Origin of the sequence: Dictyobacter kobayashii, assembly GCF_003967555.1 — a bacterium.
GTDB lineage: Bacteria > Chloroflexota > Ktedonobacteria > Ktedonobacterales > Ktedonobacteraceae > Dictyobacter > Dictyobacter kobayashii.
Window position 1 is genome coordinate 762,800 of the sequence record NZ_BIFS01000002.1, and the last position, 25,779, is coordinate 788,578.

Here is a 25,779-nt window from a genome sequence, read left to right on the forward strand (position 1 = left end):
AAATAAAGTACTTTCCTGCTAATAATAAATAAAGTATACGAACAGGCCCTGATCAACATGCTATGCTATATGAGGCGGAACAGACAGGATATGTGCAGGCACGGTTTAGCCGGGTAGAGAATCTTTTATTTTTACTTACTTATTTTCTCGCTGCCTTCTGCTCCCCAGATATCCAAAAAGGAGAATATAGGGCCGTGAAGCAGAAACAGCGACTGTTACTTGTCGGTGGATTAATCGTGTTGTGTGTACTGATTGTTGCAACTGTATTTATTTATCCAGCATTCTCACACTCAACCCAAAAAGTAACACCGATACCCGCAACCCAGGCGACCAGCGGCGCCAGTAGCCAGCAAGCAGGCAACAGGACGACTAAAGATGTAAATATTCAGCTTATCCCACATAAGTCGGTCGCACCTCCAACGCCAGTCCCTGCGGCAAAGCCAACCACCCTACCGCCTACGGCAAGCGCAAACACTGGCGTGACCAGCGATAATGCCAGTTGGACCTTGATATTAAATGATGATTTTAATGGGACCACCCTCAATGCTCCATGGGGAACGTACAACGGTCCGCATGGTGGTGGCAAGAGCTACTATTCGCCCGCTGAAGTCCAGGTATCCAATGGTTTCCTGCACGTGAATGCTGAGCGTAAAAACACCAACGGCTATGCCATTACTACAGGTGGCCTGGCCGCTTTTAGCCTGGCTCAGATCTATGGCAAATACGAAATACGGGTCAGATTACCATACGGCAAGGGCCTCGATCCCTACACCATCCTCTGGCCCAACACCCAGCAACCAAATGCAGCGCAGGTGGATCTATTTGAAAGCCCGCCCGTCAATAAAGATACGCTTTATTGCACCAATCATGGTGTCGATGGTACATTTGACCAGGTGCAGGCGCATGGCAGTTTCGCCGACGGCTTCCACGTATTAACCTATGAATGGACCCCTGGCCGCATCCGTTTTCTGGTAGACGGGATTGATCAAGGCTCATTAACCAAAGATATTCCCAATTTCCCGATGTGGTTTGGGATCGCCATCAGTTCCGGAGACGCCTTCACAGGCGATCCCGATCCCACCACAGTCTTCCCAGTATCGATGGATGTAGATTGGGTTCACATATATAAATACAATGGCTAACAACCAGAGGAGAAAACCCAATAAACACGAATTGTACGTGCGAGGCTTGCCCTCGCTTTAGCCGCTCCCGCCCGAAAAAACAACAATAACAGCGATCGTATAGGTTCGGGGACGAGCACAGAACCTATACAAATCGTCCTTTTTTTCTAATTTTTCGAGCAGGGAGGGTAAAAGCGGTAACAAGTCCCGCACGCACAATTCGTGTTTATTGTTGCGCTCATTTGCTTGTCTGGTTGCTAAATGATGTACTCCGTACCAGGAGGGTATCAGAAACAGTATTTTCACTGGACTCCATATCGCCCAAAATGCTTACCATAGCAGTGGAGGTCAGAATAGGGTCGGCATCATCGGTGAGCTCGCCGGTAATCTCTATCGGTGGTAAGGCCATGTCCGCCTCAAGCGTGGCTGGCCCGGTATATTGGGCATGGATTACCGCAGGGCTTATCGTATCACTCAACGTGATGTGCCAGTTTTTCCCCTTCACCTGAATGTTGCGCAATCCCAGTGGAATGACATCATCAACAATAATGGTGTTGGAATGTACTACCGAAGCGGAATTCCCCTTATTTGCGACTACCAGGTTGAGATTGACCAGACCGTGAGCCAAGGCATAATCACCATATATATTAGTATTAACAATGGTCAGGTCGGGCCTCCGTACTTGCACCAGGCGAGAGCCAGCCATTGGACGCCGGTTGGAGGCGGCCTGGACGGTAGGTGAGCTCGCCACCCCCAGGGTTGGCGTCACAGCTGGCGTCGCGCTTGATAGCGCGGTCATTACGGCCGTTGGGGTTGCGGTCTCGATTACCGTTGGGGTTGCGGTCTCGATTACCGTTGGGATTGTAACCGTCGCTAAAGTGGCAGTTCTTACCGCAATAGAATCGATACTAATATTGGACGACGAATCTGGATCATCACTAGAAGTTATACCTACAGCGTTTGAGAATAATGGCCCGGCGGCACCGGTAAGGGTGCCACTGATAGTAATAGGTGGCAGATTTGTGCCGGCAGCAATCGGATAGGGACCATTAAAAGTAGCCGTCAGTGCCGCTGGCCCAACTGTATTTGAGACGCCAATGGTCCAGCCCGCACCCCTGACAGTAATATTGCTGATACCGACCGAAGCAATATCCAACACGGTCACAATCTGATTCTCTGCTCCCTGTATATTACTAGCCTGCAACACATAATTCACATTCTGCCCAACAGTGTAAGTATCTCCTGCCGCTGCGCCTGGCCGACTAATCGAGATCCGGAACTTAGGACTTACAGGTGGGATAGCGCTTACCGTTGGGGTAGCCGTTAGATGGATGATTAGATCTGGCGTCGGAGTCATGGTCACCGGAAAGGTTGGACTCGGTTTTGGCGTCACAGTTACCGCGTGCGTTGGGCTCGGCACCGGCGTCATGGTTACTGATGGCGTTGGGCTCGGCATTGATGTTGCGGTTACAGATGTTGTCGCGGTTGCAGCAAGGGTTGCTGTCACCGTCGGTGTTGCAGAGCCAGGGGTAGGTGTCGTTGTATCTGCGACCGGCGCGAAGGTGACAGGCAACATAGAACCGATAAAAGCCGTATCTGTAGCTGTGCTATCAAGCGCATTTGTATTACCCGGCGCATCGATAGAGGCGGTGGTGGTAATAGAAGGTTCAGCATCAGCATTCAACATACCCGAAAAGAAGATGGGTGCCAATGTGGTATCGGCCTTAACTGGATACGTCCCATCATAAGTGGCAGTCAGGACAGCCGGGCTAACCGTGTCGCTGAGGCTAATTTTCCAATGTCTGCCCTGGGCTTTCAAGTGCGTCAAACCCAATGGCACAACCTCCATGATGACAATAGAATTTTTCTTGCTTATCCTGGCCGCGCCAGCACTGTTGCCAGCAATTAAGACATAGGTCAGCTTCTTACCAGCTTTTAAGTGACTTTCGCTTAAGCGCAGCAGGTGCAGGTAAAGATCTGGCGCAGGCACCAATGGCGTGGCGATAGCCGTCACTGTCGAGCTTGCTATGACCGTCGCCGTGGGCGAGCCAGCAACCGTCACCGTTACAGTGGGTGAGCCAGCGACCGTCTGCTTCTTTTGTTTCTTGACATGGCGCTGCTGCTTTACATGTTTAGCTGTATGTCTGGAGCTACGTTGTTTTTTGCCAGAGATACGGTGATGATGGGCTGGAACTTTAATCACTCTGGACAAATGTCCCTCTCTGACCAGACCCTGAGCAGTCACTGGATGAGGCAGCAGGTTACTCCCCATCAACAACTGACTTCCTACCAGTAAGAGACATAATATACAAATAGACAGCAGTATAAGTGGCAGGGGATACCTACCTGGTGATCTGAATTCTGTATGCTCTGGTTGCTTCATTACACATTACTCTTTCTTTCTACTTCAATAGCCACCCCAGAAACAGCCCAAAGAGCGATCAGGGCAATTCATATTCAGTATAAAGGGCGCAAAAAACCAAAAGCAATAATAGCAGAGCTATTGAGTAATACAGCAACCTGACATTTGTGAGCCACAAGGAAGAGAGAAGGAAGTAGAAAAAGAACATCTAATAAGAACCGGGAATGCCTGGGCCCGGTTCTTATTATGCTGCTGTAATGATGCTAACAGGAGTTACTGCTGCTGATCGGGAGCGGCCTGCTGGATTTGTTCGATATCTGTCAATGTGGTTTTAACGACCTCGGAGGGCATCTGCTCCATACGCTGGATAATAATTTGATGCAGAGCCTCGATACGCTCATGCTGAGTTTCAATGTGCTGTAATAACTCGATGATCATATGATCTTGATGATCCAGGTGCTCCATCACATTGCGCAACTCCGCTTCGCCTTTACAGTCGGTCAGATAATCATTTTCAGCTGTCAGTCGATCTTTCTGGGCCTGCCGATTCTGGCTCATCATAACGAAGGGGGCCGCATAAGCCGCCTGAAACGATAACGCCAGGTTCAATAAAATAAATGGATACGGGTCCCAGGCTTTGATCCAACCAACCACATTTAAGATAATCCAGGCCAGCAAAATAATTGATTGGATAATAATGAAAGGCCAGCTTCCCACAGTAGCAGCCACGGCATCAGCAATTTTGGCGCCGCGCGTCAAATTTTCACTTTGAGCTTCATTGACGTTGATTATAGGAGAATGCTTATGCGCGAATTTCGGGAAATGCCATTGCGTGGCATCGAGACGAGGAAAAGGTGTATTGATAATTTGTTTATGCTTCTCAATAGTTGTGTTTCCACCGTCCGTCTTAGAGATAATATCCATAATTGAGTCCTTTCTCTAACCATTTTTGTGCTTAGATAGCACAGATTAATCGTTATAATAAACGTTTCAATTGACCTTTTATACTCTACCAATCATAAATCAGGACTATTTAAAGTTTTATTTTGCCACCTTCAACGGCGGGGAAGGGAGAAGGTGTGGTGTGGAATGTATGTGGTGGGTGGCCGTGGCCACCCACCACATACATTCCACACTCCCAACCCGGTGCCGTAGGCGCCAAAGAGGAAATTTTAAAAGCCCTGAATAGCGCACATCCCATCTGGACAGAGGAAAGGATACTATGCTACATTCTTGATTAGAGGGACTAACCGCTGAGTTTTATGCTCGAATAGTTTTCTTCTTTCAGGAGGAAAGATGGACGGATCTAGTGCTCACCCGGAGGGATACAAAGAATACAAAGAAAGAAATACTGATTCTCGCACAAATGAAGAATTATTTCTGCTGGCACTAAATGATGATGATGAAATTGCGTGGGAAGCTATCACAGAGCTGCAGCGGCGTGGTAACCGTGACATTTTTGAGCAGGCCCATCAGTTCTGCATCTCATCAGAAACGAAAAAACGGCGCGTAGGGGCCGATATCCTGGGCCAATTAGGCTTACTTGAGCGTCCATTTCATGAAGAAATATTTGTAGTATTGCTGGCTATGCTCCAACAAGAGCAAGAGTCAGAAGTATTGAAGTCTGTTGCCGTGGCATTAGGACATCGGAATGATCCACGCGCAATTAAAGCCCTCGCCCGTCTGAAGCATCATCCAGATGAAGCGGTACGCTTCGGTATGGTCTTTGGCTTGATGGGTTATGAGGATGAGCTAGCGATTCAAACATTGATCGAATGCTCTACAGATATCGATGTAGACGTGCGCGATTGGGCAACCTTTGCGCTGGGATCACAGATTGAACTTGACACACTGGCCATTCGTGAAGCATTGCTGGCTCGCCTTAACGATACTGATGAAAATACCAGAAGTGAAGCTATAGTCGGGTTGGCACAGAGAGGCGATCCACATATGGTTGAACCACTCATTGCCGATCTAGAACAGGGTTGGATTAGTAATGCTGCGCTCGAAGCTGCGGCAGAGATTGGTGATCCACGCCTCTACCCAATCTTGCAGCAGCTGCAACTAACCTGGGCAGATGATAATGATGAATGGCTTTACAAAAGGTTGTTGGAAGCCATTGAAAGTTGTCGGCCTGTCCAAAAATAGCCACAAAAAAACGAAATAGATTCTATGTAGGGAGAGGTAATGCACGTTGTAATCTTTGCCGGTGGTACATTGCATGCGAGCCGGACTGTCCGCCAGGCCATCGAGGCGGCCGATCTGATTTTAGCTGCCGATAGTGGGGCGGCCACAGCTTTAGAGTATGGGTGTATCCCTGCCATGATTTTAGGAGATTTTGACTCCTTAGCCAGCGAACACTTAGAGCAGGTGCAGCGGCTGGGAAGTCAGATTGTACGCGTCCCCAGTCAAAAAGACGAGACTGATACGGAGCTGGCCTTGCTGGAAGCAAAAAAGCAAGGCGCCAGCTCTATCACATTGTTGGGCGCATTGGGCGGTGAACGCTTCGAGCATACACTGGCCAATGTCTTCTTGCTCACAGGTTTTCCAGAGCTCTCCATCCGTATCGTCGATGGACCCACCACCTGCTGGCTGCTCCAGGGTCCCGGCCAGAGCGAGGTCATTGGAGAGCCAGGCGACTTCCTCTCCCTCTTCCCAATCACCCCCGAGGTAACGACTATCACCACCACCAACCTGGCCTATCCACTGCATGGCGAGAGTTTACGGCTCGGCACGCCGCGCGGTATCAGCAATGAGCTACAAAAGGATCGTGCCAGCGTCACTATTGAAGGTGGCATGCTCCTCTTAATCCATACCAGCAAAAGCTGATTACTCCTGAACAATCCTTATATAGCATGGTTTTATAAAGGAAGTGGACATTCTTTCATGTGTGGAGTGTATGTGGTGGGCGGCCGCAGACGCCCACCACATACACTCCACACTCCCAACCCGGCGCCGCAGACGCCAAAGAGGACAAGTAAAAAGCCCTGGGATAGATCTTGTTTCGTTGACAAACGAGCAGGCGAACCCTATACTTTTTAAATGGGCATAGCAAGTACTTCTCGCAAAGTACAGCACTGATGCAATATGCCAATCAAGCTATCGCCACAATCAGATGGTGCGTCGAATGAACGACAAGCGAGGACGATGGTAAGGCAAATTAGCATCCTCTATTTTTCTAAGCCGAGGCTATATTTCAAGTTTTCGCTGACTTGATAGAATGGAAAACAACATGAAATCAGCACTGATTGTCTGGGGAGGATGGGAAGGCCACGAGCCCGAGAAGGGAGCAGCCCTCTTTGCTCCTTTTCTGCGCGAACAGGGCTACGAAGTAGAAGTAGCCACCAACCTGGATGTCTATCTGGATGAGGCCAAGATGCAGGCACTGGATCTAATTGTGCCGATCTGGACGATGGGAACCATTACTAATGAGCAAGAGCGCGGACTGCTCTCCGCGGTTAAAAATGGCGTGGGTATCGCTGGATGGCATGGCTGTATGGCCGATTCCTATCGCAACAATACAGAATATCAATTTATGGTCGGCGGCCAGTGGGTAGCCCATCCCGGCAATATTATCGATTATAAGGTCAATATTACCAATCACGATGATCCAATTACCGCCGGCCTATCGGATTTCAATATGCATTCAGAGCAATATTATATGCATATCGACCCCAAAATTGAAGTACTCGCAACCACCACGTTTAGTGGAGAATATGCAGAATGGATCGCCGGTAGCGTTGTACCTGTGGCCTGGAAAAAACAATGGGGCAAAGGCCGTGTCTTCTATTCATCCTTAGGCCATGTGCGTACCGATTTTGATGTTCCCGAAGCTTTGACCATTATGCAACGTGGCATGCTCTGGGCCAGCCGCTAAGCGTGTGGTGTGTTTGCTTCCCATAGGTATGGGAAGCAAATCGCTCCTGTGTAGACCTGCGCTGGCGCGCCCGAGCCCCGTTTTTATCGTGTTCTACACCACATGATACAAACACCTATGCCGCCTTGTTTCGCTCATACGTATGAGCGAAACAAGGCGGCATTAATGTCCCTATTCCCCTTTATGCATGGATGTGGTATGCTTAGTACGCACAATTTATACAAGCAAACGGGGAGTAACATGGACACGCAGGATCGCAGAGTTAAACGCACACAACATCTTCTGGCCAAGGCATTAATCGCTTTGACGCTAGAGAAGGGGTTTGATGCTGTGACGATTCGCGATATTACTGACCGTGCTGATATTGGTTATGCAACCTTCTTTCGCCACTATAAGGATAAGCATGAACTGCTAAAAGATGTGCTGGATGTCGTGTTAATAGAGCTGGTCAATTTGCTGCGTTCATCTTACCCGGCTGGCAACTCAAATAGTACAACAGGAGTGCTATTATTTCGCTATGTCCAGGAACATAACGAAGTCGTCCGTGCCCTACTGGGCACCCATAACCTGCGCCAGCAACTACTTAAAGCCGCCACTAACACTACGATCAGCGAAACCGGTCCCCGGCCAGGGAGCGTAGTTCCACTTGAAATTGCCTCTAACCATATCGTTGCCTCCAGTATCGCTTTAATTGAATGGTGGTTGGACCATAATATGCCTTATCCAATTGAATTAATGGGCAACATCTATGAAGAATTAATTGAGCGTCCAACCAGCGAGGCTGCCTTCTTAGCTAAAGGCCAACAATCACAATAAGCGCAAAAAGCTTCAGCCGCCCTGGAGAAGCGCTTGCCACGGGGATATATGAGATAAAGAGAGAGGGCACCGCTAGCCCTCCTGCTGGCCTTCATATTCACGTATAAAGCCAAACAGCAAACGTCGGGCAACATACAAACCAGTTTTAAGCTCAGCTAATTGCCGATACCATGTGAGCAATAAGCACTACCAGAGCCCTCTCTATAACTAGAACAAATGTTCTAGTTATAGAGAGGGCTCTGGCTACTATTTCAATTGGCCAAAAAGGAGATTTTTTCTACTGGATGAGGTAGTTTAATGAAAAAACTGGTATAATATATAAAGAAGGGAAAATCTGTACGGTTAGAGAATGCGCTATACCTTTTGTGATGCCCCAAAAGGAAAAATTACAGGCTTTCCCGATGCTATCCATCAAGCCGTCTTTGGCAACCAGGGATGCTGTAGCAGGCAGCATAATATGTCAAGTCAGAAAGCAGAGATGAATGGTAGAGAAGCGAGTGCCGCAGAATAAACAGGAGCAGCAGCAACTCCTGTTCGCAAGCCAGCAGACAATATATGTCTGGAAAAATGTACAATTAATCGAACGTGGCAGTGTAATTATTGTGATGCAGGAAGAGGTACGTGTCCTGGGGGTGCGCCGGGATAGCGATTATCTGTTCCTCAGTTATACTGATCCCATCAGTGGCACGAAAACCGAGCAGCTTTTCAATCTCACCGATTACGTTTATCTAAAAATGTAATGCAGATATACGCGCTAAAGCTGCTCGCTAAGCCTTTCGACTTCATTACTTCCTGGCTCTTCAGAACTTCGAAGAAGAGCTTAGAGGAATTGTATTATTATGCCCAGCAGGGCTGAAATAAGCACAACCGCCCAGGGTGGGATTTTCCAGATCACAAGTAGACCAAAGGCGACCAGCGTCAGGGCAAAATCGATCGGCGCATGGATAGCACTGGTCCAGATCGGTTGGTAGAGGGCAGCCAGCAGGATGCCTACCACCGCGGCATTGATACCTCTCAATGCCGACTGAAATGGTTGATAGATGCGCAGCCGATTCCAGAATGGCAGAATCCCGATTACAAAGAAAAATGAAGGCAGAAAGATAGCCACCAGGGCGATGCTTGCTCCCAGCCAGCCATTTGGCGTGGGTCGCGCGACCGCTCCCAGGTAAGCAGAGAATGTAAATAAGGGACCGGGGACCGCCTGGGCCGCCGCATAGCCGGTAATAAACTGGTCATTGGTGACCCAACCGGCAGGTACGACTTCTCGCTGCAGCAATGGCAGGACCACATGTCCCCCACCAAATACCAGTGAACCCACCCGGAAAAACGTATCGAACAGGGCCAGCCCCTGGTTGTGTATAAACAGGCGTGCCAGAGGCAGCCCCAGCAACAATGCAAAAAAGAGTACGGCGCATATAATAGACAGTCGCCGTGGTACCGCGATGTGCAAGTCTGATGGCTTTGCCAGGGATGCTCCACTTAACCAGCGCCAACCCACCAGGCCAGCCACGATCAGGATGATAATCTGGGCGAGCGCAACTGGCCAGAGTAAGATAACAATGGCAGCCAGCAGGGCCACGGTCGCGCGTTGTTTATCAGGGCAGAGCGTGGTGGCCATTCCCCATACGGCCTGTGCTACAACCGCGACCGCAGCGAGCAGTAATCCATGCAGCCAACCAGTAGCGGCGGTGGCATGAAAAAGGGTAGTGGCATAGGCAAAGAGGACGAGGGCGATGGCCGAGGGCAACGTAAAACCCAGCCAGGCCGCCAGACCGCCCCAGACGCCCGCCCGCGTGATACCAAGCGCAATCCCTAACTGACTACTCGAAGGTCCCGGCAAAAACTGACAGAGGGCCAGCAAATCCGCATAGTTATGCTCATCCAACCACTTACGGCGTACGACCACTTCTTGCCGAAAGTAGCCCAGATGCGCCACCGGCCCCCAAACGAGGTCAGACCCAGTTTAGCGAAAACGCCCAACACTTCCAGGAATGTACCCTGTGGTCGCTTCTCTGCTTGTTCTATAGTGGATAGAGAAAGCTTATCTTCAGTCTCCATGAAACGTCTCTACGCTCCCTTGCTCTCTTTATTTTGCATCTAAACAAAAGTTATAACAGACGTTCAGCGAAAGGACAAGCAGTTTGACTGACGTAATCAGATAAGCTCTATTGCTCTTGTCTTAATATAGCTTGCGGGAATGGTTGGTGGACTGGCTGTAATCACAAGCAAGAGATAAGATTACATTCTTTCCCGTGTGGAGTGTGTGTGATGGGCGGCCGCGGCCGCCCATCACACACACTCCACACTCCTATCTAACAGTTCCGTCCGCTATAGAAAGGGATCAGCGTAATATTTTTGACGTATACGTATACGTCAAGATCCCTGCTGTAGAGCTTGTAAGGCAGCTTCATAAAAATCAAGGTTCCGCCGCACCCAGGCAAGCTGGCAAGCATCATCAGGCGCAAAGAGTCCGCGCCCATGCGTCTCGAAAGTGCTGGAAAAATCTTCCAGGGTAATGATGCGGGCCAGATAAAAAACCTGATAGCTATCTGGATAAGGGTAGGTGTAGGTTGCAGGCCTGGGACCCAGCAAGCGCAAACGTTGATAGCCAAACAGTTGCAATGGCCCAACGCGTGCCCCGGTCTCCTCAAATAATTCACGGCGGGCCGCCTCCTCGGGCGTCTCACCAGGCTCGATATGCCCCCGGGAATATCCCAACCTCGCTGAACCAGCTGGCTCATAAGTAGCTGCTCGCCCGAAAACGCAAAGACAAAAGCAGTGGAAATTGCATCCAGAGGCGGCAGGGACGAGGAAAGAACATGCTGACCCTCATTAGGCTGTGGTAGCCAGTGGATATTCTGCTCGGTCTTTATAACCATATCGATCTGCTTCATAACGCTCTCCTCACTTGCATCCCTGGATATATTTAAAATTCACATTTCTTCCAGGCATCAACATCACTATTCAAATATTCATTGATCTGTACTATATGTATTATCATTCATATTGTTGCATAAGGTCAATGTTATAATTTTAAAATGCAAAATCCGCAATAAAAAACAAGAATTGTATAAGTTTGAGCGCTGAGGTGCTCAAACTTATACAATTCTTGTTTTTTATTGCGGAGCTAATCTACCTTGCGAATAGCAGGGTGTAGCAAACCCAGGGCGATAATGGAGGCGGCAATGACTCCTCCGAGAATAAAGATGGGCGCGGCACCAAATCGATCAGCGGCAATGCCGGCCAGGCCATAGCCAATGGGAAGCAAGCCAGAAGAGACCAGCATATCGATACTGGAGACGCGCCCCAGCAGGTCAGAGGGCACAAACTCTTGCAGGGAATTCGTCCAGGCCAGTCCCAGGGTGGTAAAGGACATGCCCTGGACGAAGAAGGCCAGGGCTATTAAGGCTATAGGAATTTGAAGACCCATGACCAGTAACATTAAGCTGGCAAGCAACCAGGCACCATATGTGAGTGGCCCGCGCCGGCGCAGCCGTTTAACGTGTCCCAGCCAGAAGGCTGCAAGCAGAGAGCCAAGCGCGGAAAGGGTGGTTAACAAAGCATAGTACCCTACCTGCGCCCCAAAGCGCTGTTTTACCAGCAAGGGCAGGGCGGCTTCCGCCGGGCCAACCAGGAAGATGGTGCTGACGCAGGCGATCAGCAATGTCAGCCAGAGCCAGGGAGAGGCCAGCACGGTAATAATGCCCTTGTGCAGATCTTGTAATATGCCAGTTTCGACCTCAGCAGGATTGCGCAGGGCCGCCACGCGCGGCAGGGCAACTACACAGCCAGCGGAAAACAGAAAGGAGACACCATCCAGGGCGAAGGTCAGTGAGGTTCCTCCCAGGGCGATAATAGCCGCAGCAATGGCCGGGCCAACGATCTGAGCAGCCTGCAGGCCAATGCTTCTAAGCGAGTTAGCGTTGGGCAGCAGATCACCTGGCACTATCTCAGGGATGAGCGCTGTGTAGGCGGGATAGAAAAAGGCCTCGACGGTGCCAAAGATGGCGCTCATCACAAAAACTTCCCAGAGCTGAAGCCATTGCATAAAGGCCAGGAAAGCGATCAGGATAACCACACCTGCACGAATAAGGTCTGAACCTAACATCAGACGCACGCGCGGCCAGCGATCTCCTACAACGCCTCCCAGCAAAAGGAAGAGGAGCATGGGGATGGTCGAGCAGATCAGGACAATACCCATGGCCGTCGCTGAGCCGGTTTTTTGTAAGACCCACCAGGCCAGTGCAATGGTAAAAAGGCTATCCCCCAGCCTGGAGATAATTTGCCCGCTCCATAGCAGGGCAAAAGAACGGTGGGTCAAGGCACTCAAGATAAACATTAGCGTTGTGATCCCTTTCCATAATATAGTCGAACAAATAAAGAGCGCGCAGCTTTTGAGGTCATAGCTTGATTCCTCAGACATGCATATAGATGAGGGAGCGTGCCAGGATAGCCAAAAAGAAAAACACCGTGGACAGCCGGCAGGCTCGCCTCACGATGTTTTAAACTAGCCAGTAGAAGCAGAAAAACAGGGCCGTGGGCGATCGATACGGTATCACCCACGGCCCTGTTTTTAGCAGTCTTGTTTAAAAGTTGGCTATAACTTCAGGATATTGAACCTGAAAAAGGGCATAGTATGGCCGTGGGCCTGAAGACGAGGTTTATAGTGCCCACAGCAATTCATGCACCAATATTGTTCTGGCATGAATTCTACCTTCAACATACTATGCATCAAAAGTCCTTTGTATAAACAAAAAAGAAGAGATGTACTTCTATTAGCTCTCGTCAAAGCATACCCATTTTTACAGTTAGAGTCAAGTTTTGACAAAGACAACTCAGGGCTTTTTACTTTTCCTCTTTGGCGCCTGCGGCGCCGGGTTGGGAGTGTGATGGACGGCCGCGGCCGCCCATCACACTCTCCACACATGAAAGAATGTACACTCCCTGCGATCTCTGGGCGAACATGAAAAAGCCATGAAGACGACTCAACAAGTTAGTGCCAGAGACCAAGCACGTTGCCAGCGGGATCACGGAAAGTTGCCACCCACAGGTCTCCTTCGGGATAAGGAGCCTTGACGACCTTGCCGCCCTGGGCCTCGATCCGTGCGATGGCATCATCGATACGATCCACATAGATGTACGGCAACAACCCCGGTTCGTGTGATACTGCTTGATCGGTTATCCACGCGCCGCTGATATAACCACTTCCATCATCAAACCCGGGATGGTCGGTATCACGTCCGTGGATACTCCAACCAAAAACCTGCTCGTAAAAGTCGGCTGACTGATGAGCATCAACGGCAGGTATGTGCAGGTAGGAGAGGCCTCCATGCCTGGTCAGGTGTGACTCCACGCCAGAAGAGTCGGACATCACTGCCTCCTGGTTGTCGTTGTGATTCATTGCCACTTCCTTCTCATATTGACCGTCCTGCGAGGTCGCAAGGCTGTCAAGGCCATCTGCCCTTATGAGAAGAGTACTGCATTCTGTTAAGAATAACAAGTTTTTATGGATATGTTAGCTATTTTGATGCACTTGAGAATTCAATCAGGCACTATTGAAGGATCTTGAACGGCCTCAGGCTGGGTGCCACCCAACAGGCGAGAGACGACCGCAGAATACAAGCCATCAGGTAGGGCTCCGGGTTCAAGATAGGCCTGGAGCATTAAACCGCTGCCCAGGCCTATCAGAGCCCAGGCAGCATACTCGACTGGCAGGGCTGGCTGTTTTCCCTGTACAGTGGTTGTGTTTTGTAATAATCTGGTGAGGTGCTCGCGCGCAACCCGATAACGCTCAGCCAGCAACTGTTGGGCCGAAGGATGGCGCATCGCATAGAGCAGAAATTCAAAGGTCAGGATATTCCAGGTGCGCTTCTCTTCTATGAGGGTGGCAAAGGAGGTCTGCTGCTGCGCAGCGGCGGGCTCGCTAGCGGATCTACCCGCAGACTGAATTTGAGCCGCCATAGACATTCCCTGCAGCTCGGCCTCTAAATGGCGATCCAGCAAGACCATAAATAATTCTTCCTTGCTGGCAAAGTTGGAATAGACGGCGCCCTTGGAGAAACCCGCCTCTTCAGCTATCTGATCCACCGCCGTGGCATCAAATCCCTGCCTGCTAAACAGGGCCGCCGCAGCCTCTAACAGACGCTCCCGTGTCTGCTGCCGACTCTCTTCACGCGTCAAACGTTTCCGTGTCACGTACTCCATATCCTTTCTTGACATACTGGTTAGTATCATGATACCATACAGTACAAATACCAATTAGTATTTGAATTCTATTCAGTATTTCAAGAAGCGGAGAGGCTTATATGTCTTCTGTTCGAGAGCTAAGAAGGCGCATTAAATCGATTAAGAATATTGCCAAAATGACCAAAGCGATGCAGATGGTGGCGAGCAGCAAGATGCGCCGTGCCCAGGAGCGTGTACAGCAATCCCAGCCGTACGCGGAGCAGTTGCGGCAGCTGGTCGCGCGCCTGGCCCAAACAAGCGAGGATGAAAAAATCACAGAATTGGAGTTGCTGCAACAGCGTCCGATGCGCGTAATATGCATGATCGTCATTACACCGGATCGCAATTTATGTGGCGCCTTGCCAAGCAATATCAACCGCAAGGCGATGGCCGAGACGCGGTCCGCACAAACTAGCCACATGCGGTCGGGAGCCAGGCCGGACAGCAGCTTTATTGCCGTTGGCAAACGTGGTCGGGATTTCATTGTGCGCACCGAACAACCGCTGCTGGCTGAATTTACCAATTATGGCGATTGGCCTGCTTTAAGCGATGCCACAGCGATCGCCCGCATAGCGGTAGATGCTTTCCTGAAACAGGAGGTAGACCTGGTACTGCTCACCTACTCACACTATGTCAGTACCCTCTCACAACAGCCCGAGACCATCCAATTGCTCCCCATTCAAGCGCCTACGGTAGATAAAAGTGAGTCCAGGCAGGCCGATGACTATCTCTACGAGCCAGACCAGCAACGTATCTTTGCCGCCCTGCTACCACGCTACATAGACATCCAGATCTACCAGGCGCTATTGGAGACCGCCGCCAGCCAGCAATCAGCCCAGATGGTCGCGATGAAGAACGCCACCGACAACGCCAACGAACTGGTACAGGACCTGACGCTGGTCATGAATAAAGCACGTCAAGAAATCATCACCATGCAGCTACTCGAAATTGTAGCGGGCGCGGAATCGTTTGATCGCTAACCAGAAAGAGGAGAAAGCCTATAAAAACAAATTGTCCATGTGGGGCTTGTCCCGCACGCACAATTCGTTTTTATAGTTGCTTAAGATTAAGAGGCGGCTTCTTGATGGCCACCGGTCATCAAGATACCGAGCTCTTCTTCGGTCACATCGGGGGAGACGATGTCCACGATCTGTCCTTCGTACATGACGGCGATGCGATCCGATAGAGAACGGATCTCGTCGAGTTCGGCTGAGACCAGCAGGACCGCTTTACCAGCATCGCGCTGCTCGATCAACTGGCGATGGATAAATTCGATGGCACCGATATCGACGCCACGGGTAGGTTGGGCAGCGACCAGCATGATCGGGTTAGAGCTCAGCTCACGCGCAATGATCAGCTTCTGCTGGTTACCACCCGAGAGTGTGCGCATGGCGGCTGTAGCCGAAGGGGTACGCACATCGAAATCTTTGATGAGCTTTTCAGCCCAGCTGGCAATACTTTTGAGCTGCAATACCATGCCGCGCCATGAGAACTGTTTCCAGCGATGACGGCCCAGTATCGAATTCTCCTCAATGGATTCATTGATCACCAGACCACTATCACGGCGATCTTCCGGAATGTGAGACATACCAGAGATACGTACGCCGCGCGCACCCAGCTCCGTAATATCCTGAGCCTTCCCAGGCTGGCCATCTACCACGCGGGTCAAAGTGATCTTACCCCCGGTCGGCTTGCGCATCCCGGTCAGCACTTCTACCAGTTCAGTCTGACCATTGCCCTCAACACCGGCAATACCAAGAATCTCACCGGCGTGGATGTCAAAGCTCACATTATGCAACACCGCTAAATCACGATCTGATTGAGCCTGTAAATCCTCGACATGCAAAACCACAGGTCCTGGTTGAGCCGGTGATTTCTCGACGCGCAAGAGCACATCGCGGCCCACCATAGCCCGGGCGATGTCACGCTGATTGGTCTCTTTGGTGACCAGCTCACCGACATTTTGACCACGGCGCAAGACCGTAATAGCGTCGGTTACATCCAGCACTTCACGCAGCTTATGGGTAATAAAGATAATCGTCTTACCCTGCTTGACCAGGTCACGCAGCACCACAAACAGCTCATCGGTCTCTTGTGGCGTCAATACACCGGTCGGCTCATCCATCACCAGGATATCAGCGCCCCGATAGAGCATCTTCAGGATCTCAACGCGCTGCTGCTGGCCGACCGATAGCTTTTCGATGCGTACATCGGGATCGATGGGCAGGCCATAACGGGCACTCAGGCGCTGAATTTCTTTGCGGGCACGCTGGCGATCATAAGTTGAACGCAGGCCACCGGGTTCACTACCCAGCACAATATTTTCGGCCACCGTCAAAGGCGGGATCAACATAAAATGCTGGTGCACCATACCTATACCCAGGCGAATCGCATCGCGTGGACCAGCAATCTGCACAACCTTACCGTTGATGCGCACCTCGCCACTATCTGGCTTAACAATACCATAAAGGATATTCATCAACGTCGACTTGCCGGCCCCATTCTCACCCACCAGAGCATGAATCTCACCCTTCTTCACCAGCAGATTCACATGGTTACTGGCCACCACACCAGGCCAGGCTTTATAGATATCGCGCATCTCCACCGCATAGGGTGATGAGCCCTCTTGCGGTCGCGTGATTACAGTACTTTCTTGCATGAATCTATTCCTCCTACTCTGATGCTGGCTCGTAAGGTATACCATCCGCAGCAGGCGCAGTCGTACGGCCAACCAGGCCAACGAGGGCGATCAGGGTCAGGATATAAGGCAGGGTGCTCAGCAGGTTCGCCGAGATACCTGTATCCTGGAGGCGCGGACTCAAAGCTTCACCAAGACCAAAGATCAGACAGGCGCCAGCCGCACCGATGGGGGTATATTTGCCAAAAATCACAGCTGCCAGAGCAATATAGCCCGCGCCAGCGGTCATATTCTGGTTGAAAATACCGGCAATACCTAAAGACAAAAAGGCACCGGCCAGGCCTGAGAGTAGACCACTACTGATCACACATAGATAGCGGACCAGCCGTACATTGACGCCAGCGGTATCAGCCGCATGTGGATGCTCACCTACAGCGCGAATACGCAGACCAATATTGGTGCGGAAAAGCAAGAATTGGATGGCAAACAGAATTACCAGCGCGATATAGAAGATGACATTTTGCTGGAAAAGCACCGGACCAACAAAAGGGATATTCGCCAGGGGTCCCCAGGACAGCTGAGGCAGGCGCAACGAATCATCCAGCGCTTTAATACCCTGCCCTTGCGTCTGGATTGGCAATAGGAAATTGGTCAAACCCAGGGCCGCCAGGTTAATAGCGATGCCACTGACGGTCTGATTGGCCATAAAGTTAATTGAGACAATCGCATGCAGCAAGGCTAACAGGCCACCAGCAATCATAGCGCCCAGCACACCCAGCCAGACATTGTGGGTGGCAATCGCCATCATCACGCCTACATAGGCGCCGAGCAACATCATGCCTTCCATGGCAATATTGATTACGCCACTACGCTCTGAGATCAGACCGCCTAGAGCTGGCAACAGGAGCAAGGCTGCAAATTGCAGGGCCGCCTGCCAGAAATCGGATGAGATTAAAACCCTCTCAAGTATCTGAAAAAACACGATTATTCCTCCTGCCTCAGTGGTGCGGGGACAGTGCCAGCCGTTTCAACACCTTTATTCGTTGGTTCATTGTCCTGCTCGCTCGCTGGCCCATCAGCCAGGTCAACGTCAGCGGGAACCGCAGAGGTTTCAACCTTGATCATACTCGGAACCAGAGCAGGCCTGGAACTTCTGGCCAAAAAGCCTGGCAGGAAACGCTGGAAAGAAGGCACATACTCGACCGCAATGCTAAAAAGGACCAGAGACTGCATAATGGTGATAATATCGCCAGGCACATTCACATAACTCTGCAGATACGGCCCGGCCTCTTGTAAGCCACCAAAAAGCAAGGAGGCCAGCAACACACCCACTGAGGTCGTACGCCCCAGCAGGGCAACACCAATCGCATCAAAGCCGGTAGAGTCAACTGAAAAAGCCGAACTGATCAACTGGTAAGGGGCCTGCCCCATCAAGCGTACTGAGCCCGCCAGGCCCGCAAAGGCGCCTGCCAGAATCATGGCCAGCAGAATATTCTTTTTGACCGAAATACCAGCATACCTGGCCGCCTTAGGATTCTGACCAATGACGCGCAACTCATAACCAAAGGTAGTGCGTGCGGTAATAAACCAGTAGATGATCAACGCAATAAAGGCCAGCAACAGGCCAGCATCGACGGTATATTGAGCAGGCAGAGGAATTTGTGGCAGAAAAGTGCCCAGGGTTTGATTATAAAGGTTTGCCAGTGAGGGAATAGTCGCCTGAGCAGGCAAAGGCAAGGTCTGCTGTGAAAGTTTAGGAGCCTGAAAAGGGCCCTCGACCAGGTAAGCACAAATATAGAAAGCGGTCCAGTTCAACATAATTGAGGTAACCACCTCGTGGGCACCGCGCCAGGCCTTTAAAAGTCCGACGATGCCTCCCCACAAGCCGCCAGCCGCCATACTTCCCAATAGCATCAAAGGGACCAGCACCCAACCGGGCAGCATCGAGAACCGGAGACCAATCATACCAGCCGCCATCGAGCCAACCGTTAATTGACCAGCGGCACCAATATTAAAGAGTCCAGCCCGAAAAGCGATAGCCACAGCAAGGCCAGCGAAAATGAGCGGAGTCGCTCTCGCCAGGGTAAAAGAAATACTTTGAATACTGCCAAAAGAACCCTGTAGAAGATAGTAATAACTCGAAACAGCAGTAATAAAACGGTTATCCAGCGGTCCTGGTGTAGTGATCATCACGATGATACCACCCAGCACAAAAGCTACTAAGACTGCAATCAGCGGTCGCCCAAGGGCGGCTCTAAACCGTTGCATCCACCTGGCTAACCGTGACGCAGGAGCAGAAGTCCTGCCCTGCACTGTTGGCACTGCCATATGGCTCCTCCTGCGCGCAATACAGAGAATAAAAACATGGTATAGATGAAATTATACCGTATTATACACGAGCATTGATTTTTCACCACACTATTTCAACCATCCACCAGCCTGCTCATCCAGAATCCACATCTTTTAGACAAGCAATAGAGAAAGATCCAGGGAAAACGAGGATATCCTATCAAACATAAACATCACCGTGAAAGGACATAGGCACCGACTTCCTTATCAAAAGATAGAAAGAAGAGCAGCGCCAATGTGTCGCCTCCACGGTGATTTAGAGGTCTACGCTTACTTCTGGACGGTATCCGGAACCACCAGGGCACCAGATTTGATATCCTGGGCGTACTTATCAACCGTAGTTTTGATTTCGGCGGGTACCTGGCTGCTCAAAGGTGCATAGCCAACGCCGTCATTGGTCAGGTCGAAAGCAGGAGGATTGTTGCTGAATTTACCACCCTGAAAATTTTTGATGGTCAGGTAGACGGCCTGATCAACACGCTTCACAGCACTGGTGATCACGCTATCATTCACATGGGACTGGTCGCTATCAACACCGATGCTATAGACACCTTTGGCTTTGGCAGCCTGCAAGGCACCTACGCCACAGCCACCGGCCACCTGGAAGATGATGTCGGCTTTGGCGGTATCGATCTGGTTGTTCGCGATATCCTGACATTTAGCGGTATTGTCGAAAGACTGAGAGTAGTTCACTTTAACGGTGACGCTAGGATCAACCTTCTTGGCACAGAACTGGTAACCAGCGATATAGTGATCTACAGGAGGGATCGACTGACCACCAACAGCACCAATAGTGTTGCTACCCAGCAGTTTGCTGACTTTGCTCTTGCCCAGGACTTCCATTTCACCAGCAACTACGCCAGCCAGACAGCCGGCCTGCTGCTCTTTAAAGTAGAGGGGAGCAACGTTGCTTAAAGGATCACAATTGCCCTTGGCATCGGCAGGACATGCATCAATCAGCGCAAAGGATTTAGTAGGATTAGCCTTTGCCACCTGATCCATAGCAGTGGCCATCAAGAAACCAACGCCGATCACCAAATCAGAGGTCTGGGCGGCACGAGTCAGGTTGCTAACATAGTCATTCTCAGACTTGGTTTCGATAACCTGACGGCGGAAATTAAATTGATTCTGCGCTTTCGTGTAACCAATATTAGCTGACTGGTTAAAGCTCTGGTCATTCAAACCACCGATGTCAGTGACCAGGGTTACAGTCTTAGGTGCAGGTGCGGAGCCACCACCAGAAGAACTAGAGGTAGAGGGTGTGCTACCGCCACAGGCAGAAAGCAGAATGCCGCACAAAACAAATAGCGAGACAAGCAGGCTAGGAGCGCCAGACCTTCTCATAGGGGTTGGATCCTTTCTTCGCTCTCCAAGGAGATTGTGAAAAAAATAATTTCATCTATGCGTACAATACGCTTGCAGCGCTTGTACGTCGTCTTTATAAAGCAATGAAGATAGCTTGCCTCTTTCAATGCTATGCCAAAAGCGTTAGCGGCCAAAAGGGAATTTCTCCTCATCTTTATAAATCCGACTAGATCACAACGAATATAGACATAATATCGTATAACATCTGTCCAAAATGCACATAGGACCAGGCTACCAGTAATGATGTATTTGACGCTGAAAAATGCCGCCCGGCACCATACGCATGTTAATGGTGCGAGCCACTTCTCTAGCGAGCGTCAAAAACCTGGTACTTGCCTTTCCCAATAGATATATACGTACGGATGTGTATATTTCTCACAACTTACTATAGCAAATTATGGAAGAAAAAAGATAGTCATGTGCCGAATTTACTACTGCCTGTTTACTTAATCGAAATATGAAAATATAGTAGGGCCTGGGGCTGTGGCCTCAGGCCCTACTATATTTTCATACTGTTTTTTAACGTGGCCAGAGTTGAGGGCAGATGGCGGGGTCTGTGTAGTCTGGGTAAGATTGGCCGTCCTGTTCTTGATGGCGGCAGAGCAGATCATTTGGATGGCGCGCCAACGTGCCGTCCGCGTAGCGATGGACCTGGAAATGATTACTTTCGTCTTGCATGTGAACAGCGATTGAGCGTCGCGGATTGGGAGTAAGATTGGGTCCGCTACCATGAATCGTCAGGCACGAATGGAAACTGACCTCGCCTTTAGCCAGGTTGACCGGCACTTTTATCACGGGACGCCCACCTGTCTTGAATTTCTTCTCCAGTCCCTGCAAGTCATTACTAAAAAAATCCAGGCCTTCGGTGTTATCAGGCCATTCGTGGCTTTGATCAATCATTGTAATGGTACCCATCCGTTCATCGCAGTCATGAAAGGGGATCCAGGCCGTCAACATTTGTGCCGAAGAACAGGTCTTCCAATAGCCGCGATCGGTATGCCAGCCTACATTGGCTGCTTTTTCAGGATTGCTGGTCGGCTTATATAGCAGTTGATCGTGCCAGAGGCGAATTGGAGCACCGCACAAACGGGCCGCCACCGCGCCTAATAGCGGTTTGCGTACCAGGGCCGCCAGTTCTCGATTCTGTAATGAAGCATAATCATTCTTACGCAAAACATTGCCATGCTCTGGCCGCCAACCTCGCGCATCACCTGGGAGCGAAAAATCGCGCTCCCCCGCATAATAACGTTCGCTGCCAGCGATGGCCGCATCAATCTCAGCAGCGGTAAAAAGCTTGAGGGATTTATAATAACCATGGGCTCGATAAAATGCTACATCTTCGTCAGTTGGCAATAAAAGCAGTTCTTCCTCAGTCAGTTGCATGTGATACCTCCTTGTTGAAACAAGCATTGCACGTAACATCATCACTATACCTGAGGAATACAGGATTGTCTTTTACCAACCGCACCCTCTTTTTAAACTTTTGGCTCCTATCCTTTAATCCGATACCCCTTCCAGGGGCAGGGTAAACCAGAACGTTGAACCATGGCCGGGCTGACTATCGATGCCGACCGAACCTCCCAGACGCTCAATGATCATTTTAGTGATATGCAAACCCAGGCCCAGGCCAACGCCTGAACCACTGCGTACATTGATCTCTGGCACGCGATAAAAACGCTCCCAGACACGCTGCTGCTGGTCCTCAGTCAAACCAGGACCACTATCGCGCACGGCGACGCGGACATTTTTTGCCCGCGCATCTACGCTAATTTGTACGAACACGGGTTGATCTACATCAGAATATTTAAGCGCGTTAGATAGATAATTACTGATAACCTGGCGAATGCGATCAGCATCCAGGGTAACCAATAGCTCTGCAGCGGCGGACAGTTCTAATTGGATGAGCCGCACAGGATTCAATAAGCGTTGGTCTTCGACAACCTGGCGCGTGATGAGCACGAGATCTTGCAAATCAGGCTGTAGCTCCAATCTCCCCATCTGAATGCGCGACACATCCAGCAAATCATTAATCAGGCGGCTCTGCATGCCAACCTGGCGCTCGGTCCGATTAAGCAGATCCTGCACAACATTGATGCTACTCAGGATTTGTGGCATAAGCTCAGCTTCCTGACTGGAAAGTCGGACAATTTGTCGCCTCGCTAGTTGCACACTGGCCTTGATGGTGGTCAATGGCGTACGCAACTCATGGCCAGCAATACCCAGAAAATCTTCCATCATGTGATTGGCCTCACGGGCCGCCAGAACATTAGCTTGCGCTTCCGCCTGCTCGGCGACCAACCGCTCACGTTCCAGTACCAGCGCAGTCAACTCAGCCACAGCCTTGATCAAAGCCAGCTCAGACGCTGTATAAGTATGTGGCGCCCCCCATGATCCAGGAACAGAAAACCAATCAAGCGGCTCTCTATATACATAGGTGCCACCACGGCTTGAGAGATGCCATAAGGATTAGCAAGATGGCTGAGTTGAGGCTGCGTAAAATCCAGTACCCCTACATCATGAGCACGCAAGATGGGACCGATAACTGGAGTTTGTAACAACTGCTCAACAGGATAATCCTGGCGCTGGTCCAACCAATTGCGCTCTAAATCAGCTGATAAACCCAGCGCGGCCAGCGGAAAAACGACGCCTGTTGTTTGATTGACCAGCATCAGGCCGATGCGCGTACAACCTGAGATCAAACAAATATGTTCAAGTAATCGATGGGCAACAGTAGTGGAAGCAAAAAGGCGACTATTGCTTAAATTGGAGGCTACCGCCGGCATCTGGACCAGTTCCTCAGCCAGCAATAAGAGCGATTCCAGAGCTTGCTGCGTCTTACGCTCCAGGTGGCGCCGTTCAGTGACATCGCGAAAAATCAAAACACCACCAGTCAACTTTCCGACACTGTTATAGAGTGGTGAACCAGTAATATTAAATTGTACCTCGCGCCCATCAAGGGCCCGTACGCGAATATCCATAGCACGCTCAGCCGTAAAGGTCTCGCCCGACAGGGTACGCTGGACCGGCATTTGCGGCCCATTTAGGGGCACCCCTTTTTCATCACGGATACGCAACATCGTGCCCCTCTGCTCGGGCGTTAATGCGGCGTGGGCAGGATTGGTATCAAGCGCCACCATGTGTCGATAGGCCGAGTTCATACGCAGAATATGTCCCTCGCTATCATAGATAATTACCCCATCGATCATGGCTTCATACACAACTTCTAGCTGATTGGCCCGTTCAGCCGCTTCACGCTCGGAACTAAGCAAGCGCAGAGCCAATTGCTCGGCCCGTAGACGACCACGTTGTGTCTGACTGGCAACGACACAGATAGTGATGCTAACAATCAAATAGAAGCAGACACTGGCCAGATCTTCGGTGTAGCTTCCTGAATAGGGGATGTAAATAGGCAGAGCCAGGTATATGATCCAGCCGGATCCGATCAGAGTTGCTAGCAGCCCGGGAAGAACACCCCATCCCAGCGCGACCAGCAACACCACCAGCAAGGTGGGTGCCTCCAAAAAACGGAAATGGGCGGAATAACGCATCAGCAATGTCATTAACATTACTACCAGCATCTGGCTCAACAGGGCGACAAGATAGCCAGCCTCCGGCTTCTGCAAAGCAACCGGCAAAAACGCAGGCGCAAAAGTATGAGAACGCCAGCGCAAACGCGGATTGTCCCACAGATTTTTATATTTAGCATGAGGCCCTAAAGGCGGAAAAGAAGATGTGTTAGATGTTGCTAGAGAAGGCTCACGCTCCTGCTCACCAGGAAAATGCTGCTCTGCACTCATAGTAGTTCAGACACCTCACCAACAATGGTTTAGCGCTCACCAGAGCGTATAGTGATCATAGCCAGAAGAAAGCATCCTACCTTATTTAATGACACGAGTGATTACCTCTACCAGATACAAAGCAGAACCATAATTCTTATTGCTATGCACACAATATTATCATGGAATGGCTATAATTACATTTGAAAATCAGCCTTTCAGCCTCGAAGTTTGAATAATTTGCGGTATTCTTGCGGCGACATACCAGTGTGACGCTTGAAGAAGATGCTAAAAGTGTGGATGGAGGTAAAGTGTAGCCGTTCCGCGATAGCAGAAACTGAATCGCTGGTCTCACGCAAATAAAAGCGGGCATATTGCAAAGAAATCGAGCGTGCATACTGTCCCAGAGAAATACCCATCGCGCGCTTAAATTCTCGGGTCAGGTGTGAACGACTCAGGTTTACCTGCACGGCTAGCGCATCGATACTTTGATACCTACCCAGATCGGTATGTAGAGACTGTAGTACGGATTTCAGAGCCGGGCTGAGCAGTACTGGTTGCACAATCTCCATCTCTCTGCCTTGCTCATAGATACGTAGCAAGCTAACCAGTAAGCTTAGAAATAAGCTCTGAACCATTTCCAATGCATGGGATTGACGTTGCTGTAACTCTTTAAAAAAAATCGCATCGAAGAGAGCCTTGATCTGGCGGTCGCCATCTGGCACCACCCGCTGCATACCCAACTGATAGTAATCCAGTTCCAGGGTACTCAAATGTTCCAGCTGAAAACCTATATAATAGAGCCGGAATGGCGCATCGCCGGCCGCACCTCCCTGATGCACTTCTCCTGGCAAGGTCAAAAAAACATCGCCCTGTTTGACAGCATAGGAGCAATCATCAATGGCAAAACAGCCCTGACCTTCATCTACATAGCACATCTCAAAATGATCGTGATAATGGGGCCGCACATGCCAGTTTACGCTGCCGGCGACCCCAATATAGATTAAGTTTTCCAGGCGCAAAGAGAAAGGAAGATCAATACGTGTCTCTTGATCCCATATATACATCTGCGAGGTGCGTGGCCACAGCGCCTTTGTTGGTTGTGTATGTATAAATTTTCTATGTACTAGCACCACTTTTTTCCTGCCTGACAACAGACAATAACATTCAGATAAATTCAAGTATACCCGTAATTGAATCTGAACACTACCAGTAGGATGGTCACATTGCTTGCAGAACCGGTCCACCGG

22 protein-coding genes are annotated in these 25,779 nt (G+C 50.3%); 7 read left to right on the forward strand and 15 right to left on the reverse strand.

The window, feature by feature from the left end:
- The first annotated feature begins 194 nt into the window (after positions 1-194).
- Entirely contained in the window at positions 195-1,142 is a 948-nt protein-coding gene (locus tag EL645_RS30060; protein ID WP_161977811.1) for a glycoside hydrolase family 16 protein, read from the forward strand.
- A gap of 217 nt (positions 1,143-1,359) precedes the next feature.
- On the opposite strand, the gene EL645_RS30065 is transcribed toward EL645_RS30060, so the two are convergent.
- A complete protein-coding gene (locus tag EL645_RS30065; protein WP_126555657.1) occupies positions 1,360-3,504 on the reverse strand; it encodes a hypothetical protein in 2,145 nt (714 codons plus the stop codon).
- Between the two features lie 252 nt (positions 3,505-3,756).
- Positions 3,757-4,407, reverse strand: coding sequence for a DUF1003 domain-containing protein (locus tag EL645_RS30070; protein WP_126555660.1), 651 nt, complete (start codon positions 4,405-4,407; stop codon positions 3,757-3,759).
- Positions 4,408-4,779: 372 nt separating this feature from the next.
- On the opposite strand from EL645_RS30070, the gene EL645_RS30075 reads away from it, so the two are divergent.
- The 5 genes from EL645_RS30075 to EL645_RS30095 all read left to right on the forward strand — a co-directional run bounded on the left by EL645_RS30075 (position 4,780) and on the right by EL645_RS30095 (position 8,916).
- Positions 4,780-5,631, forward strand: a complete 852-nt coding sequence (locus EL645_RS30075) for a HEAT repeat domain-containing protein (RefSeq protein WP_126555662.1) — start codon at positions 4,780-4,782, stop codon at positions 5,629-5,631.
- 39 nt (positions 5,632-5,670) lie between these two features.
- The gene (locus tag EL645_RS30080; protein WP_126555665.1) at positions 5,671-6,312 is read left to right on the forward strand and encodes a thiamine diphosphokinase; all 642 of its coding nucleotides are present in this window, start codon (positions 5,671-5,673) and stop codon (positions 6,310-6,312) included.
- Between the two features lie 403 nt (positions 6,313-6,715).
- Positions 6,716-7,360, forward strand: coding sequence for a ThuA domain-containing protein (locus EL645_RS30085; protein WP_126555669.1), 645 nt, complete (start codon positions 6,716-6,718; stop codon positions 7,358-7,360).
- A 240-nt stretch (positions 7,361-7,600) separates the two neighbouring features.
- Complete coding sequence (locus EL645_RS30090; RefSeq protein WP_161977812.1) at positions 7,601-8,176, forward strand: TetR/AcrR family transcriptional regulator; 576 nt, start codon at positions 7,601-7,603, stop codon at positions 8,174-8,176.
- Positions 8,177-8,658: 482 nt separating this feature from the next.
- A complete protein-coding gene (locus EL645_RS30095) occupies positions 8,659-8,916 on the forward strand; it encodes a hypothetical protein (protein WP_126555675.1) in 258 nt (85 codons plus the stop codon).
- Between the two features lie 80 nt (positions 8,917-8,996).
- On the opposite strand, the gene chrA is transcribed toward EL645_RS30095, so the two are convergent.
- The 5 genes from chrA to EL645_RS30120 form a co-directional block, all read right to left on the reverse strand.
- Complete coding sequence (chrA, locus tag EL645_RS30100) at positions 8,997-10,112, reverse strand: chromate efflux transporter (RefSeq protein ID WP_246035629.1); 1,116 nt, start codon at positions 10,110-10,112, stop codon at positions 8,997-8,999.
- Positions 10,113-10,549: 437 nt separating this feature from the next.
- Entirely contained in the window at positions 10,550-10,894 is a 345-nt protein-coding gene (locus EL645_RS30105) for an NUDIX hydrolase (protein WP_126555678.1), read from the reverse strand.
- Between the two features lie 409 nt (positions 10,895-11,303).
- The gene (locus EL645_RS30110) at positions 11,304-12,515 is read right to left on the reverse strand and encodes an MFS transporter (RefSeq protein ID WP_161977813.1); all 1,212 of its coding nucleotides are present in this window, start codon (positions 12,513-12,515) and stop codon (positions 11,304-11,306) included.
- Positions 12,516-13,169: 654 nt separating this feature from the next.
- Positions 13,170-13,577 carry a VOC family protein gene (locus tag EL645_RS30115; RefSeq protein ID WP_126555683.1) on the reverse strand — a complete coding sequence of 136 codons (408 nt, stop codon included), beginning with the start codon at positions 13,575-13,577 and terminating at the stop codon, positions 13,170-13,172.
- Between the two features lie 140 nt (positions 13,578-13,717).
- A complete protein-coding gene (locus EL645_RS30120) occupies positions 13,718-14,371 on the reverse strand; it encodes a TetR/AcrR family transcriptional regulator (protein ID WP_161977814.1) in 654 nt (217 codons plus the stop codon).
- A 110-nt stretch (positions 14,372-14,481) separates the two neighbouring features.
- On the opposite strand from EL645_RS30120, the gene atpG reads away from it, so the two are divergent.
- Positions 14,482-15,381: an ATP synthase F1 subunit gamma gene (gene atpG / locus EL645_RS30125; RefSeq protein WP_126555690.1), complete on the forward strand. Its 900-nt coding sequence runs from the start codon at positions 14,482-14,484 to the stop codon at positions 15,379-15,381.
- 86 nt (positions 15,382-15,467) lie between these two features.
- Here atpG and EL645_RS30130 read toward each other — a convergent pair whose 3' ends face one another.
- The 8 genes from EL645_RS30130 to EL645_RS30165 all read right to left on the reverse strand — a co-directional run bounded on the left by EL645_RS30130 (position 15,468) and on the right by EL645_RS30165 (position 25,662).
- Entirely contained in the window at positions 15,468-17,060 is a 1,593-nt protein-coding gene (locus EL645_RS30130; protein ID WP_126555692.1) for an ABC transporter ATP-binding protein, read from the reverse strand.
- 13 nt (positions 17,061-17,073) lie between these two features.
- Complete coding sequence (locus tag EL645_RS30135; protein WP_246035630.1) at positions 17,074-18,021, reverse strand: ABC transporter permease; 948 nt, start codon at positions 18,019-18,021, stop codon at positions 17,074-17,076.
- Between the two features lie 2 nt (positions 18,022-18,023).
- On the reverse strand, positions 18,024-19,367 hold the full coding sequence (locus tag EL645_RS30140) for an ABC transporter permease (RefSeq protein ID WP_126555694.1): 1,344 nt from the start codon (positions 19,365-19,367) through the stop codon (positions 18,024-18,026).
- Between the two features lie 291 nt (positions 19,368-19,658).
- Positions 19,659-20,732, reverse strand: a complete 1,074-nt coding sequence (locus EL645_RS30145) for a BMP family lipoprotein (protein ID WP_126555697.1) — start codon at positions 20,730-20,732, stop codon at positions 19,659-19,661.
- Positions 20,733-21,272: 540 nt separating this feature from the next.
- Positions 21,273-22,136, reverse strand: coding sequence for a phytanoyl-CoA dioxygenase family protein (locus tag EL645_RS30150; RefSeq protein WP_126555700.1), 864 nt, complete (start codon positions 22,134-22,136; stop codon positions 21,273-21,275).
- Positions 22,137-22,250: 114 nt separating this feature from the next.
- Positions 22,251-23,090, reverse strand: coding sequence for a sensor histidine kinase (locus EL645_RS30155; RefSeq protein ID WP_126555702.1), 840 nt, complete (start codon positions 23,088-23,090; stop codon positions 22,251-22,253).
- Between the two features lie 8 nt (positions 23,091-23,098).
- Positions 23,099-24,550 carry a DUF4118 domain-containing protein gene (locus EL645_RS30160; RefSeq protein ID WP_126555704.1) on the reverse strand — a complete coding sequence of 484 codons (1,452 nt, stop codon included), beginning with the start codon at positions 24,548-24,550 and terminating at the stop codon, positions 23,099-23,101.
- A 197-nt stretch (positions 24,551-24,747) separates the two neighbouring features.
- Positions 24,748-25,662, reverse strand: a complete 915-nt coding sequence (locus EL645_RS30165; RefSeq protein WP_218032132.1) for a helix-turn-helix transcriptional regulator — start codon at positions 25,660-25,662, stop codon at positions 24,748-24,750.
- Positions 25,663-25,779: the final 117 nt, after the last annotated feature.

Bases quoted from the DNA above. Each gene is read 5' to 3' on its own strand.
- EL645_RS30065 (WP_126555657.1), bottom strand. From the start codon at position 3,504: ATGAAGCAACCAGAGCATACAGAATTCAGATCACCAGGTAGGTATCCC.
- EL645_RS30070 (WP_126555660.1), bottom strand. From the start codon at position 4,407: ATGGATATTATCTCTAAGACGGACGGTGGAAACACAACTATTGAGAAG.
- EL645_RS30075 (WP_126555662.1), top strand. From the start codon at position 4,780: ATGGACGGATCTAGTGCTCACCCGGAGGGATACAAAGAATACAAAGAA.
- EL645_RS30080 (WP_126555665.1), top strand. From the start codon at position 5,671: ATGCACGTTGTAATCTTTGCCGGTGGTACATTGCATGCGAGCCGGACT.
- EL645_RS30085 (WP_126555669.1), top strand. From the start codon at position 6,716: ATGAAATCAGCACTGATTGTCTGGGGAGGATGGGAAGGCCACGAGCCC.
- EL645_RS30090 (WP_161977812.1), top strand. From the start codon at position 7,601: ATGGACACGCAGGATCGCAGAGTTAAACGCACACAACATCTTCTGGCC.
- EL645_RS30095 (WP_126555675.1), top strand. From the start codon at position 8,659: ATGGTAGAGAAGCGAGTGCCGCAGAATAAACAGGAGCAGCAGCAACTC.
- EL645_RS30110 (WP_161977813.1), bottom strand. From the start codon at position 12,515: ATGTTTATCTTGAGTGCCTTGACCCACCGTTCTTTTGCCCTGCTATGG.
- EL645_RS30115 (WP_126555683.1), bottom strand. From the start codon at position 13,577: ATGAATCACAACGACAACCAGGAGGCAGTGATGTCCGACTCTTCTGGC.
- atpG (WP_126555690.1), top strand. From the start codon at position 14,482: ATGTCTTCTGTTCGAGAGCTAAGAAGGCGCATTAAATCGATTAAGAAT.
- EL645_RS30130 (WP_126555692.1), bottom strand. From the start codon at position 17,060: ATGCAAGAAAGTACTGTAATCACGCGACCGCAAGAGGGCTCATCACCC.
- EL645_RS30140 (WP_126555694.1), bottom strand. From the start codon at position 19,367: ATGGCAGTGCCAACAGTGCAGGGCAGGACTTCTGCTCCTGCGTCACGG.
- EL645_RS30145 (WP_126555697.1), bottom strand. From the start codon at position 20,732: ATGAGAAGGTCTGGCGCTCCTAGCCTGCTTGTCTCGCTATTTGTTTTG.
- EL645_RS30150 (WP_126555700.1), bottom strand. From the start codon at position 22,136: ATGCAACTGACTGAGGAAGAACTGCTTTTATTGCCAACTGACGAAGAT.
- EL645_RS30160 (WP_126555704.1), bottom strand. From the start codon at position 24,550: ATGAGTGCAGAGCAGCATTTTCCTGGTGAGCAGGAGCGTGAGCCTTCT.